The organism is Gordonia sesuvii (genome assembly GCF_036350415.1).
GTDB classification, from domain to species: domain Bacteria; phylum Actinomycetota; class Actinomycetes; order Mycobacteriales; family Mycobacteriaceae; genus Gordonia; species Gordonia sesuvii.
This window is the reverse complement of sequence record NZ_JAZDUF010000002.1, coordinates 90303-103951: the sequence shown is the minus strand read 5'-3', so window position 1 is coordinate 103951 and position 13649 is coordinate 90303. Positions and strand designations below refer to the sequence as shown.

13 protein-coding genes are annotated in these 13649 nt (G+C 66.7%); 6 read left to right on the top strand and 7 right to left on the bottom strand.

Annotated elements, in window-relative coordinates:
• Nucleotides 1–8: 8 nt before the first annotated feature.
• Nucleotides 9–1802: a thiamine pyrophosphate-requiring protein gene (locus VZC37_RS07330; protein WP_330431822.1), complete on the bottom strand. Its 1794-nt coding sequence runs from the start codon at nucleotides 1800–1802 to the stop codon at nucleotides 9–11.
• A 123-nt stretch (nucleotides 1803–1925) separates the two neighbouring features.
• Nucleotides 1926–2372 carry a type II toxin-antitoxin system Rv0910 family toxin gene (locus VZC37_RS07325; protein ID WP_330431821.1) on the bottom strand — a complete coding sequence of 149 codons (447 nt, stop codon included), beginning with the start codon at nucleotides 2370–2372 and terminating at the stop codon, nucleotides 1926–1928.
• Between the two features lie 63 nt (nucleotides 2373–2435).
• Between VZC37_RS07325 and VZC37_RS07320 the strand changes: the two genes are divergently transcribed.
• The 3 genes from VZC37_RS07320 (at nucleotide 2436) to VZC37_RS07310 (ending at nucleotide 6087) form a co-directional block, all read left to right on the top strand.
• On the top strand, nucleotides 2436–3563 hold the full coding sequence (locus VZC37_RS07320) for a glutamate--cysteine ligase (RefSeq protein ID WP_330431820.1): 1128 nt from the start codon (nucleotides 2436–2438) through the stop codon (nucleotides 3561–3563).
• 91 nt (nucleotides 3564–3654) lie between these two features.
• On the top strand, nucleotides 3655–5367 hold the full coding sequence (gene ilvD, locus VZC37_RS07315) for a dihydroxy-acid dehydratase (protein WP_431309356.1): 1713 nt from the start codon (nucleotides 3655–3657) through the stop codon (nucleotides 5365–5367).
• A 165-nt stretch (nucleotides 5368–5532) separates the two neighbouring features.
• The gene (locus VZC37_RS07310) at nucleotides 5533–6087 is read left to right on the top strand and encodes a DUF4334 domain-containing protein (protein WP_330431818.1); all 555 of its coding nucleotides are present in this window, start codon (nucleotides 5533–5535) and stop codon (nucleotides 6085–6087) included.
• Between the two features lie 26 nt (nucleotides 6088–6113).
• Here VZC37_RS07310 and VZC37_RS07305 read toward each other — a convergent pair whose 3' ends face one another.
• Entirely contained in the window at nucleotides 6114–6551 is a 438-nt protein-coding gene (locus VZC37_RS07305) for a VOC family protein (protein WP_330431817.1), read from the bottom strand.
• 183 nt (nucleotides 6552–6734) lie between these two features.
• Here VZC37_RS07305 and VZC37_RS07300 point away from each other — a divergent pair, with 183 nt between their 5' ends.
• Entirely contained in the window at nucleotides 6735–7325 is a 591-nt protein-coding gene (locus tag VZC37_RS07300; protein WP_330431816.1) for an FKBP-type peptidyl-prolyl cis-trans isomerase, read from the top strand.
• A gap of 22 nt (nucleotides 7326–7347) precedes the next feature.
• On the opposite strand, the gene VZC37_RS07295 is transcribed toward VZC37_RS07300, so the two are convergent.
• Together VZC37_RS07295 and VZC37_RS07290 are read right to left on the bottom strand one after the other, a co-directional pair.
• Complete coding sequence (locus VZC37_RS07295) at nucleotides 7348–8232, bottom strand: hypothetical protein (protein WP_330431815.1); 885 nt, start codon at nucleotides 8230–8232, stop codon at nucleotides 7348–7350.
• 6 nt (nucleotides 8233–8238) lie between these two features.
• Nucleotides 8239–9030, bottom strand: coding sequence for a GNAT family N-acetyltransferase (locus tag VZC37_RS07290; RefSeq protein ID WP_330431814.1), 792 nt, complete (start codon nucleotides 9028–9030; stop codon nucleotides 8239–8241).
• A 92-nt stretch (nucleotides 9031–9122) separates the two neighbouring features.
• Between VZC37_RS07290 and VZC37_RS07285 the strand changes: the two genes are divergently transcribed.
• Nucleotides 9123–9893: an MFS transporter gene (locus VZC37_RS07285; protein ID WP_330431813.1), complete on the top strand. Its 771-nt coding sequence runs from the start codon at nucleotides 9123–9125 to the stop codon at nucleotides 9891–9893.
• On the opposite strand, the gene VZC37_RS07280 is transcribed toward VZC37_RS07285, so the two are convergent.
• On the bottom strand, nucleotides 9862–11637 hold the full coding sequence (locus VZC37_RS07280) for a GMC family oxidoreductase N-terminal domain-containing protein (RefSeq protein WP_330431812.1): 1776 nt from the start codon (nucleotides 11635–11637) through the stop codon (nucleotides 9862–9864). The genes VZC37_RS07285 and VZC37_RS07280 overlap by 32 nt on opposite strands.
• Before the next feature lie 3 nt (nucleotides 11638–11640).
• Nucleotides 11641–12552: a hypothetical protein gene (locus VZC37_RS07275; protein WP_330431811.1), complete on the bottom strand. Its 912-nt coding sequence runs from the start codon at nucleotides 12550–12552 to the stop codon at nucleotides 11641–11643.
• A 173-nt stretch (nucleotides 12553–12725) separates the two neighbouring features.
• Between VZC37_RS07275 and VZC37_RS07270 the strand changes: the two genes are divergently transcribed.
• Nucleotides 12726–13619, top strand: coding sequence for an MBL fold metallo-hydrolase (locus tag VZC37_RS07270; RefSeq protein WP_330432469.1), 894 nt, complete (start codon nucleotides 12726–12728; stop codon nucleotides 13617–13619).
• Nucleotides 13620–13649 lie beyond the last annotated feature (30 nt).

Sequence of the window (13649 nt, the reverse complement as noted above, 5' to 3'; positions counted from 1 at the left end):
GATCTTCCCTACTCGCTCTTGGTGCCCGGAAGATACTGTTGCACTTTCTGCTTGGCGCCTTGCTTGACGATGTCCCAGGAGTCCTCATCGCCCTTGATCAGCGCGGTGCTGAGCGACCTCGCCTGGTCCAGCGTCGCATGCGGTGGAATGGGAGGCACGCTGGGATCGCATCGGACGTCCAACAGCGTCGGCCGGTCCGCCGACAAAGCCCGGTCCCATGCGTGACCGAGGTCTGCCGGATCATCGACGTTGATGCCACCCAATCCGATCCCCCGGGCGAAGGCCGCGTAGTCGACGTCGGGCAGTGTCTGGGAGGCCTCGAACTTCGGCGAGGCGGCCATCGCCCGCTGTTCCCAGGTGACCTGGTTGAGATCGTTGTTGTGCAGGACGACCACGATCAGCCTCGGATCGGTCCATTGCCGCCAGTAGTGAGCGACGGTGAGCATCTCGGCCAGTCCGTTCATCTGCATCGCCCCGTCGCCCTCGAAAGCGATCCCTGGCCGTCCGGGGTGAGCCCACTTCGCACCGATCACGTATGGGACGGCGGGCCCCATCGTCGCGAGGGTCCCGGACAGTGAGCCACGCATGGCGTCACGGAACGTGATGTGACGGGCATACCAGTTGGCCGCACTACCCGAGTCGGCAGCGACGATCGCGTCAGAGGGTGCACGGAGCGAGAACTCGTGGAAGATCCGCATCGGATTGATCGGATCAGCGTCCGTCATCGCCTGCCGCTGCGCTGTGGTGTGCCACCGCTCGACCTGCGTTTCGACCTTCTCTCTCCACGATCGATCCGGTTTGCGCTCCAATTGTGGAATAAGTTGCTGCAGAGTGCGTTTGGCGTCACCCACGAGATTGACCTCGTTGGGATAACGCATTCCGATCAACTTGCCGGATCGGTCGATCTGCACTCCCTGCGCCTGGCCGAACTCCGGAAGGAACTGCGAGTACGGAAAGTTGGAGCCGATGATGAGCAACGTGTCGCAGTCGCGCATGAGGTGATAGCTGGCCGTGGTGCCGAGCAGACCGATCGATCCGGTCACCCAGGGCAGCGTGTCCGGCAGGACGTCTCGACCGAGCAGGGCCTTGGCACAACCGGCGCCGAGCCGGTCCGCGACCTCGGTGAGTTCGTCGGTACAGTCACGCGCGCCTTGGCCGACCAGCATCGCGACCTTGTTCCCCTCGTTGAGCACAGCGGCCGCACGTGCGACGGCATCAGGGGCGGGATCGGGTGTGGCGGTCGCTATTCCGAGGCTGGACGGGACATGTTTGAACTCATGTTGCGGAGGCGAGTACTCCAGTTCGAAGACATCCGACGGGAAGATCAGAGCCGTCGGTGCACGCTCGGTCATCGCCACCCGGAAAGCCCGGTCGATCAGGTTGGGGATCTGTTCCGGCACGGTGCACATCTGCACGAAGTCGCTGCACACATCTTTGAAGAGCGAGAGCATGTCGATCTCTTGCTGGTATGCCCCGCCCATCGCCGAGCGTTCGGTCTGCCCGACGATGGCCACCACCGGCACGTGGTCGAGTTTGGCGTCGTAGAGCCCGTTGAGCAGGTGGATTCCACCAGGTCCGCTGGTTGCCGCGCACACACCGACCTGTCCGGAGAACTTGGCGAAGCCGACCGCCTCGAACGCGCTCATCTCCTCGTGCCGCGACTGCACGAATTGCGGATCATCGTCGGCGTCCGCCCAGGCGGCCAGCAGCCCGTTGATGCCGTCGCCCGGATATCCGAAGACCTGTCTCGTCCCCCATTCGCGAAGTCGGGACAGGACCACGTCGGCAACGGTGTCACTCATCGAGTCTCCTCAGCAGGTAGCGGCCGGCGAACGACTCGATGAATACCCACCTCGCCCGACACCGACACCTCTCGATGGCTCACCGTGCGCGATGTCACCCGTCGGGCACAGGCACCTTCGTGATCACCGACCCTGCGCCGAACCACCCAACTCGGCCAGGTTCTCGATCGACTGACGGACGTCGGACTCGATGACACGCGCGACCAGCCGGCCGACCGGCCCGTTGAGCAGTCCGCCGCTCAGGGTCGCGTTCAGGTCGAAATGTGAACCTGCGCCGTCCTCGCTCACACGCATGGTGAGGTCAATGCGCACACCGCCCCGGCCCTTTCCGGACAACGAGATCTTCTCCGGCTCCTCGTAGTCGGTGACGGTCCAGTGGATGATGTTGCGGAATCCCTTGACCTTGATCAGGGACGAGACCTCGGTGCCCTCGTGGATCTCATCGGGAACCTCACTCTTCCATCCGCCGAAGATCGTCATCCATTCCGAGAACCGTCCGAGGTCGGAGGCCAGTTTCCACGCCGCGTCCGGCGTCATGTCCGATCGAATACCGACATCGACACCTGCCACCGCACACTCCCATCCTCGGCTGAGCGGATCTCCGCGCGTTCTCCCCGACCGTACGATGAGATCGTGAATTCTGCCGACCTGGTGCGCGCCGACGGTCTCGACCCGTCACGGCCGACCATCGGTGTGGAAGAGGAGTTCATCCTGGTCGACCGTGCATCCGGGCATCCAGTGGGCCGCAATCGAGAGGTGGCCGACGCCGCCTCCCGCCGTGGGGTGGATCTGGATCTGGAACTCACCACCTGTCAGGTCGAGATCGCCACCTCGACGTGCGCAACGAGTGGACAAGTCCTCGACGAACTTCGTCGGCTGCGGTTGGTCGTGTCCGACGCGGCCGACGACGTCGGGGTCGACGTGATCGGCACTGGCGTACCACCTACCATCCCGGACGCGTTCCCGGTGACCGACACCGAGCGGTATCGGCGGATCGGCGAACAGTTCGGGATGCTCGCCCATGAACAGGGGATCTCTGGCTGCCATGTTCATGTCGGCGTCGACGATCGGGACATCGCCGTCGAAGTCAGCAATCACCTGCGGCGACGGTTACCGATTCTGCTGGCGATGTCGGCGAACTCGGCGATCTACCGCGACGCCGACACCGGACACGCGAGCTGGCGGTCGATCCTATGGAACCGTTGGCCGGCCTCCGGTCCGCCACCACATCTCCACTCGCGCGATCATTTCGAACAGCTGGTGACGATGTTCGTCTCTTCCGGCGCCATCGTCGACGACCACATGGTGTATTGGGACATCCGACCGTCGGATCATTTGCCCACCATCGAGATCCGCGTCGGCGACGTGCAGCAGCAGCCCGCCGACACCGTCGCGCTGGCGACCGTCGTCCGGGCCCTGGTGATGACGGCGACACGTGCAATCTCTGCGGGAGTACCAGCACCGGAGGTGGATTCGGCGGTACTGGCGGCCGCGATGTGGAAGGCCGCGCACGACGGCGTCGACGGGGATGCCATCGATGTGGTGTCTCAGCAGCTCGTCCCGGCTCGGCAGATGATGTCAGACCTCGTCGACGACATTGCGCCTGCGCTCGACGTGCTCGGTGATCGCTCGCTGGTCACCGACTACATGAGGCGGTTGTCGGAGAACGGGAACGGTGCGTCCCGTCAAAGGCTCCGGTTCGCCGACGGCGCCCGCGGGCGTGACATCGTGGCAGACGCCGCGCGCCTTTTCACCCGGTGATCGAGGAGCCGGGCCTCGAGGGCGGTTTCGATTCGGCGAAATCGACGACCAAGGCAACCGCCACGGCGCCGACGGATCTAGGGTGGCCGATATGAGCAAGTCAGAGTCCGGTACCGACATCGACATCAAGCCCCGTAGTCGCGACGTCACCGACGGCCTCGAGAAGACCGCCGCCCGCGGGATGCTGCGCGCGGTGGGCATGGGCGACGACGACTGGGTCAAACCCCAGATCGGCGTCGGATCGTCGTGGAACGAGATCACCCCGTGCAACCTGTCGCTCGATCGTCTGGCGAAGGCGGTCAAGGAGGGTGTGCACGAGGCCGGTGGGTATCCGCTGGAGTTCGGGACCATCTCGGTCTCCGACGGGATCTCGATGGGCCACGAGGGCATGCACTTCTCCTTGGTGTCTCGCGAGGTGATCGCCGACAGCGTGGAGACGGTCATGAACGCCGAGAGGCTCGACGGCTCGGTGCTCCTCGCCGGATGCGACAAGTCCCTGCCGGGCATGCTGATGGCCGCCGCACGTCTCGACCTCTCCAACGTCTTCCTGTACGCCGGGTCCACCCTGCCGGGATACGCCACGCTCTCGGACGGGGCCGAGCGGCAGGTCACCATCATCGACGCCTTCGAGGCGGTCGGCGCGTGTTCACGCGGCCTGATGAGCCGCGAGGACGTGGACACCATCGAACGGGCGATCTGTCCTGGAGAAGGCGCCTGCGGCGGAATGTACACGGCCAACACCATGGCCAGCGCCGCCGAGGCGTTGGGCATGTCGCTACCCGGCAGCGCGGCGCCTCCGGCACCGGATCGGCGGCGCGACAGCTTCGCCCGGCAAAGCGGTGAGGCGGTCGTCGAGATGCTGCGCCGCGGGATCACCGCCCGCGACATCATGACCCGTGAGGCGTTCGAGAACGCGATCGCGGTGGTGATGGCGTTCGGCGGGTCGACCAACGCCGTACTGCATCTGCTGGCGATCGCCAACGAGGCGGAGGTCCCGCTGTCTCTCGACGATTTCGCGCGCATCGGCTCGCGGGTCCCGCATCTCGCCGACGTCAAACCCTTCGGCCGTCACGTGATGACCGATGTCGACAGGATCGGCGGGGTGCCCGTCATCATGAAGGCGCTCCTGGACGCCGGGCTGCTGCACGGTGAGTGCCTCACCGTCACCGGCAAAACCGTCGCCGAGAACCTGTCCGGCATCGCCCCGCCCGACCCCGATGGACTGGTGCTGCGGGCCATCGGCTCGCCGATCCACCCGACCGGGGGCATCACCATTCTGAAGGGGTCACTCGCCCCGGAGGGTGCCGTGGTCAAGTCGGCCGGTTTCGACTCGGATGTGTTCGAAGGTGTGGCAAGGGTTTTCGACCGTGAACGAGCGGCGATGGATGCGCTCGAGGACGGCACGATCACCTCGGGCGATGTAGTCGTCATCCGCTACGAAGGCCCCAAAGGTGGGCCCGGCATGCGCGAGATGCTCGCGATCACCGGTGCCATCAAGGGCGCCGGCCTCGGCAAGGACGTGCTGCTGATGACCGACGGCCGGTTCTCCGGCGGCACCACCGGCCTGTGCGTCGGTCACGTCGCGCCCGAGGCCGTCGACGGTGGACCGATAGCACTGGTCCGTGACGGGGACCGTATCCGCCTCGACGTCGGGAACGGCACGCTCGACCTTCTCGTCGACGACGACGAACTCGCCGGGCGCGCGAACGACTTCACCCCGCTGCCGCCGCGGTACACGCGCGGGGTGCTGGCGAAGTACTCGAAGCTGGTCACCTCGGCCTCCGAGGGTGCCGTTTGCCGGTGAGGGGGTCTCGATACGCCGGCTCGCAAGCTCACCGGCTACTCGACCAGCGGAAGGGGCGCCGGCTCGCAAGCTCACCGGCTACTCGACCAACGACAGGGGCGCCGGCGAGCGAACGCGCGATGGAACACATTGAACGCTCTGTCTCTTGGTGCGTACGATCGGTCTATGCAGCTGACCGAGTTGATGGACACCGTCCCGTCCACCGCCACCGATGCGCTCGCCCTCTTCGACTCATTGCCTGCGGTCGAGGCGGAATTCATGCTCGGGACGTGGCGTGGGGCGGAGCTCCCCACCGACCATCCGATGGACGGGTTGCTCGCCGCGAGCGGATGGTGGGGCAAACAGTTCGTCGATGCCGAGACCGTGCACCCACTGCTGTTCCCGACCCGCGACGGAACGGCGCTGTGGCCGATGAATCCCGCAATCGCGTTCAGCGGCGTGCCTCTCGGTAACCTTGTCCCGGCGGTCAAGTCACTGTCGTTCGCGACCCCAATCGCTGCGACGCGACTGCTCTCCCAGGCCCGAAAGCCGAAGGCACGCTTGCGCACCACCCGATATCGCGGTGTGGACAGCGCGACGATGATATATGACCAATTGCCGGTCAATGACGTGTTCCGCCGTCTCTCGGATGAGACGGTGCTCGGTGCGATGGATCTCAAGGGGTCGGATCGCCCGTACTTCTTCGTGCTGCACCGCGACGATTCCCTCGCCCTGCGCTGATCGTCCATCCCCTCGGGGTGGTGAGCTCAGTCCAGGCAGAACTCGTTGCCCTCGGGATCGGTGAGCACAATGTGCCCGCCCTGCAGCGGCGGCTGCGGCTCGAAGCGCGTGACCCGGCCGGCGCCCAACGCCACGAGCCGATCGCACTCGGTTTCCAGTGCGGTCATCCGCTCCTCCCCCGCCAGGTCGGGTGCGGCACGCACGTCGAGATGCAGTCGATTCTTGCCCTTTTTCTCTTCAGGCACCCGCTGGAAGAAGATCCTCGGGCCGTGGCCGTCGGGATCGACGATTCCCGAGGCGTCGTTGCGCCGCTCCGGTGGCACGCCGAAGGCGTCGAGCGCCGCGTCCCAGGAGTCGAACCCGGGAGGCGGACTCTGCACCTGGTAGCCGAGGACGTCGGCCCAGAACTCGGCCAGTGCGCCCGGATCGGCGCTGTCGATGGTCACCTGGATCTCGCGAGACATGACTCCTCTTTCCCGGCTGCGAACCCGATGTGATCGGGTCCGACGGTCTGCCGGACCCGCTGGACACCACTGTCCTCCAGGATCCGGACAGACACTGTCCTATTTTCACCGACAAGAGCTGACCTCTGCGACACGGCGAGGCGGTGTGCTCGTTCGGTTTGTCCGATCTGTAGCGTTACGCGCATGTTCACGGTGCGCCGCGGGGCCGTAGCCTCCGCTCTGATGCTGACCATGGCGCTGAGCGCCTGCTCGTCCGACGACGGCACGTCGGATTCGGCCGGCGACGACTCCCCGACGACCTCGGCCGCCGCGACGAGTTGCCCGTCGGGCGCCGCGTCGGACTCGGCAGAGCCGGCCTGGGATTACGACGGTGCGACCGGGAGCATCGCGGTCACGCCTCCGACCGACGCCGCTGCCCCGCAGGTGGACGTCACGACACCGTTCTCGGTGAACGAAACCACGGTCGAAACCCTGGAACCGGCCGACGGCGCGGTCGTGGGTGACACCGCCACCGTGTCGGTGTGTTACCTCGGCGTCAACGGCCGCGACGGATCGGTGTTCGACAGCAGCTATGAGCGGGGTATGCCTGCGGAGTTCCCGCTCGACGGTGTGGTGCCCGGGTTCCAGAAGGCGATCTCGGGTCAGAACGTCGGCGCCACGGTGGCGGTGGCGATGACGTCGGCCGACGGTTATCCGAGCGGCAACCCGGCCGCCGGCATCGAGCCGGACGACACCTTGGTGTTCGTCATCGAGATCCTGTCCGCCGACGGCTGACCTTCTTCACGACGTCGGTCGCTCAGTTCTGGCGCTCGAGGCGCGTCAATGCGGTACGCGCACGATCCACGCGACGACGAGCGTCATCCAGGTCGTCGGCCGCGCCGCGTCGTTGCTCCTCGGCGGTCTCGACCTGTCGGCGGGCGAAGCGTACCTCGGCGTCACGCTGCTCGAGTTCGGCCCGTAGACGCTCGAGGTCCTCGGTCAGCTCATCGGCGCGTTGTCGCGCATCGACGACGTCGCCGTCGCGCTTCCGGACCGTGCCCTCGGCGTCTCGTTCGGCGGCCTCGGCGTCGGCGAGTGCGGCCCGGGCGCGATCCAATCGCTCGGAGTCCACGATGCCCGTCGACGACGCGGAGGAGTCCTCTGGTTCCGCGTCAGGCTCCCCCTCGGCCTGGTCGTCACCGGCGGGTTCCGGGACCAGGAAGACCCCGGCCGGCCCGAATCCGCTGTACTCGGCCGCGGTCACGAGTCGGCCACGACGGAGGACATCGGCTATCTCGTCGTCGGCGACCGCGGCCCGCAGGGTTTGGCCGACGTCGCGGATTGCGTTGTCCGACAATCCGACACCGTTGGCGTCGGCGGTCCGACGGACCGACTCGACACAGTCGGCGACGAGCTCCTGCCGCTGCGCGGCCAGGGCGCGCAGTCGATCTGCCGATGATCTCCGCTGTGCGGCCAGTAGTTCCGCCGCGAGGTCGAGCAGAGCCGCCACCCCATCGGGATCTGTTCGTACCCACTGGTTGATCGCCCACCCGACCTGAGTCGGACGTCGGAGAGCGGCGATCTGGCGCGCCAGATCACGGTTGCCGTCCCCCTTGGCGGCTGTGGCGAGTCGGTTGCGTCGCCCGACGAAGTCCGACGGCGCCAAGCCGTACAGCTCGTCGGTCACCTCATCGATGTTCATCGGTGATCAGTTCCCGACGCTCATCCGCACGCGTCGACGCTCGCCGAACTTCCGGAATCCCAGGGCCTGCAGGATCGGTGACGACGTCTGCTCGGCGTGGACGAGCGCCAAGGTAGCGCCACGATCACGTGCATCTCGGACCCGGGCGCCGATGAGAGCGCGGTAGACGCCCCGTCGACGGAACTCCGGGAGCACGGCGGCACCCCACATCCTGGCCACCTGAGCGGCCAGCGAATAGCCTCCCGCGCCGGCCGTCACGCCCGCGCAGCGGGCGACGAACAGCCCCGGTGAGCGATCATCGTCGTGCGCGGCGGACGGATCCGACAGCACCGGCGGGACGAAACCCCATGCGCGCCGGGACACGTCCTCGAACTCGTCGATGTGGCAGTCCACGCCGACCTTCCGGCAGTCCAGGTCATCGGTGGCCGCGAGACCCTCGGGCGTCGGCCCGCCGATCTCCATCGCGACCACGTCGACGACTGCCACAGTCTCGGCGCCGTGACCGTCGAGTACGTCCGTGCTCACCTCGCCCAGGGGTCCCGGGCCGACGGTCACCAGCGCGGCGTGCGCGCCATGTGCGGACGCGATCGCCAGCGCGTTCTCGATGATCTCCGCCGCGGGGATCCGCGGACCGCGGTAATTGAGGAGCGTCGCCTCGCCGTCCTGCTGGTAGAACTCGTATCCGTCGACCACGAAGTAGTCCGACCCGGCAGGATGCCACGACGATCGCCACGCCGCGGACTCGTCCAACACGGCATCCGACGCCCACATCATCCGATCCGCCTCGCTCGCACGCACACCCAATCAGTACCGCATCCTCGCCCGACGGTGAACCTGCGTCGGACGACCACATCGGCGAGTTGCGGCACAGTTGTGCCTACCCTGGCGTCATGGATGTCTCGACGCGGGTCAGCAGTCCTCTCGCCATCATCATGGTCGTCGGCGCGATTGCGCAGGTGGTGGCCCCAATCGTGCCGTTCGCGGGTATCGGGGCGTCACCGAACGAGTCCACGGTCGACTTGTTGATCACTCCGGCGGGCTACACGTTCTCCATCTGGAGTGTCATCTACCTGCTGTCGCTCGTCCTCGCGGCGACCGTGCTGCTGACGAGGTCAACCGGCACCCGCACGGCGCCCCGCCTGGTCGTCGACCTCTCGATCGCCTTCTTCGGCGCGGCGATCTGGATCCTCTTCTCGGCCGCCGAATGGCGGTGGGTCACATCGATCGTGTTGACCGTCATGACCGTGGCGCTGCTCGATGCCGCTCGGATCGCCGCCGGTGCGCGCGACGCGGACACCCCGGGGTGGCGGACCGCGCTCAGTCGGGTCACGGTCGGCATCTACGCAGGCTGGGCGACGGCCGCCGTGTTCCAGAACTGGGCCTCGGATATCGCGGACAGCGGCGCTGATCCGGGCGAGTTGTGGTGGCAGTTGGTCATTCTGATCGGGGCGGCGGTTTTCGCGTCCGTCGTCACGTGGCTGTTCGGCGGTGTGCTGGTCGGGTATCCACTGACCGTGATCTGGGCGCTCGTCGGCATCATCGTGACGGCGGCCGGCGTCACGACGTCGGTCGTGATCGTCTGCGCCGTGACCATCGCGGTGCTGGCGGCGGTCGCGGGCGGGGCGATGCTCAGAGCCCGAGCTCGACCATCCGACGCGTGATCCGGTCGTCGGTGCTGACCACCGGCGAGCCGGAGGCCACCCACCGATCACCGCCGAAGTAGGTGGTCATGATGTTCTCGGCGGTCCGTGTGGCCAGCGCCTGTGTGGTCAGTGTCGGGTTGGGACCGCCGAGCGAGTTGGCCAGCACCGAGTTGTCCGCGATGAACAACCGGTCGACGAACCGCGCCTCCCCGGACGGGCGTGCAACCGAGTTCTGTGACGACTCCCCCATCCGCATCGATGAGTGGACGTGCAGCAGCAACGGCGCCCAGTCGAGGCGATACACCGTGCGCGCACCCGCCTTCCGGAGGAGCTGTGCGGCCTTGGTGGCCACATACTCACGATTGCGGCGCGTCGGTGCGGAGCGTTTGCGGATGTCGATGTCGATCTTCGCGACCGCGCCGTTGGAGTCGGCCGGAAAGGCCGACGGAGCGATGCGACATTCCGGTTCGACGTGATCGTCGGTGATGCAGAGGATGTTCAGCATCCGGTCGATACCGTGCGCCATGAAGTCGCGGAGTTCCTCACCGGCGAGACGACCGGTCGGACCGTCCCAGGCGCCTCGCATCCCACGTGCGTTGGTGTACTGGCCCCGGATACCGCTGTTCGACAACGTCATCGTGAAGGCCTGGATCGCCGGTGTCACCCCCGAGTTCTCCAGGCAGCCATAGCCCGGCAGCTCCACCCGCGAACACGAGTTCGCGCCACGGGTGTTGCCCGTGTCCTCGTCGAACAGCCCGACCACCCAGTCGAACCAGTGGTCGGTGTGACCGCGCCCGACCCAGCCATTGGGATTCGGCAGGCCACTGTTGAACCAGAGCCGCGGGCTCTCGGTGGCTCCTGCGGCCAGTACCACCACACGTGCATCTTCACGCATCCGCTCACCGGTCACGTTGTCGCGCCAGGTCACGCCCGTCGCCCGAGTATCGCCGCCCGAACCCTGTGTATGGATCTGCTGCACAAAGCAATCCGTGCGCAGTTCGATCGCCTTCCCACCTGGCCGGACGCCGTCGGCGGCGAGGCCGAGAGGGACATAGCTGTTGTCGGTGGAGCGCCGGGCGAACAGGTTTCGTGGCGCCTGCGCGGGTTGGTAACACCCTTGGAAACAGTGCCCGCAGAATGTACAGCCACGTGCCTGCGGGTGAACAAGGAGATCGGCGTCGGAGGTCCGCCCGGCCGTCCCGCCAGGATGGAGGATGCAATTCGGTTGTGGCCGAAACGAAGCACGTGTCGTGTCCCTGGATCTCTGGAGCGGTAGACCGAGTCCTTCACAGCCGCGGAAGAAGATCGCTTCCTTGGTACCCATCGGGGCCGGCTTCACCGGCAGGGTCTCCTCGACCCATTCCAGGTACGGCACGAGTTCGCGGTATGTGAAGGGGAACCGGTGGGCGGTGTCGTACAGTGCGGCATCGCGGCCGCGGTACCCCGCGAATACACCCGGATACGGACGGGGGCTGTTGCCGAAAAAGTGTTGCGTGGTACCTCCGACGCCGCCCAGTTCCCATACAAAACTGTTCTGCGCCCATTCCCGGAACCAGCCGGCCTTGTCCCGATCACCCGGACCGAATCGTAGGAACCCGGCCGTAGGATCGTTGGCGTCGAACTCCAGATGCGACCACTGGCGAGACGGATTCGCCTGCCGTGGACCACCTTCGAGAATCAACACATCGAGTCCCTGCCCGGCCAGTTCGGCGGCCACGACCGGCCCACCTCCGCCGGCACCGATCACGATCACGTCACGCACAGATCAGAACTCCTCGAATCCCCGGTAGTAGCCGATGAAGTCGTCATGGCCATCCACCAACCCTTGCGTCCGGTAGCGGGTGATGTCCCAGGCGACCGGTCGGCGCGCCAGCCGCCGAGTGTTGTGGTCGTAGAGCCGATGCTCACTCCAGACCGTGAAGGCCGAGCCGTCGAGCAGAATGCCACCGACGAATCGCAGCAGCCCGGCGCCGGATCCCCGAAGTGGTTGGGGTAACGCGGAATCAAAGACTGCGACCAAATCGGCGACGGGGAGCTCGATGAGCTCGAACGCACGACACTTGGTGCGGTAGTCGGCGTTGGCGAAGGGCGAGGCGAAGGGCCCGGCGAGCGGGGCGCCGGCAAGGACCGCGGCGACGTCGACGACCAGGCCTGCGAGAAGCGACAGCGGGAAGGTGCGGTCGGTGTCGGCGACCCCCAACGCACGATCGACCGCTCGCGCGACCTGATCGTCCGGCAGCGGCGGGGCCGGAACTGACAGGTCGGTCAGGGTCACCGACAACGCCACGGCGACCGGTCGCACGAGCGCGTCGCCCTGCGGGAGGAACCTGTCGACGAGGCCGATGAACTCGTCGGCGGCGCCGTCGCTCATCGCACCCGGGCCGCGGCCCGTCACCCCCTGACGAACCGAGTAGGGGTCGTCGCCCGGCATCACCATCACCGCGACTCCCCGCAGCGCGTCGCGCGACGACACCCGCAGGCCGGCGAGAATCTGCCGCGCGACCGGCGGCATGTCCTCGTATCCGTCGGGCGGCGCGGCCGCCGCCATCGGTCCACGGGATATCGCGGCCACGACCGTGGCCAGACCGGCCGTTCCCAGCAGTCGACGACGACTGACACCGCTCGAGGGCACGTCCTTGACGCCAGGACGCTGCGAAGTGACTGTGTCTGAGGTCACAGCCGTACCGTACGACACACCGGCCACACCTGCATCTGTTCGCTCCGTCGACACACCGGGACATGTACCCGGTGTTCACCCGTCGAAACCACGACGACATCGTCGACAGCGACGCTGACGGCGACATGGACGGTGACATTGACAGGGGCGATCACCAGCGGTACGAAACGGTCATGATGGCAGCGTCGTCGTTTCGTGCGACACCGTTCGGTGCGGTCTCGGTGCTGGCTTCGGCTCACGGGGGCGCATACCCGTACGGCAACTCGGTGATCGTCAACGGGTCGGCCGGAAGTCTGGCGATCGACCCGTCGCTCGAGGTCGATCACGACCCGGTCGGCGTCGACGCCGTGATGGTCAGCCACGCCCACGAGGACCACATCGCGGGCCTCAAGCATTTCTCGGCCCCCACGTACTCGCACCATTCGGATGTCGAAGCGGTCCGATCCCTCGACGTCCTGCTCGACGGCTACGGTCTGACCTCCCAGGAGAAGATCGACGTTGCCGAGGACATTCACGGTCAGTTCGATCTGCCCGCCGGGTTCCCGGCAACCACCGGAGTCGACGACGGGCATGTGTTCGATCTCGGCGATGTGACCGCCACCGTGATCCACCTGCCGGGGCACACCGCAGGCCACTGCGGGGTGCTCGTCGAGCCGACCGGGTTCCTGTACGTGGCCGACATCGACCTCACCTCGTTCGGGCCGATGTACGGCGATGTCGGGAGCAGTGTCGAGGCCTACCTCCGCTCCATCGACGCGGTCCGCGACATCGAGGCACGGTGGTACGGCACCTTTCACCAGAAGGGTGTCGTCGAAGGCGCCACCGAATTCCGCCGCCGCCTCACCGACTACGCAGCGGTCATCGCTCGCCGCGATGACCGGCTGCTGGATTTCCTGGACAGACCGCGAACGCTCGGCGACATCGTCGCCCACCGTCTGGTGTACCGACCCCATGTGCAGCTGCCGTTCGTCGACGCCGTCGAGCGCCGAACCGCGGAACTCCATCTCGAGCGCCTGATCGATCTCGAGCAGGTGGACCGCACCGACAGCGGATACGTCCGCATCTGAGTGCCCTCCCCCGAGTAACGGCCGACGCGC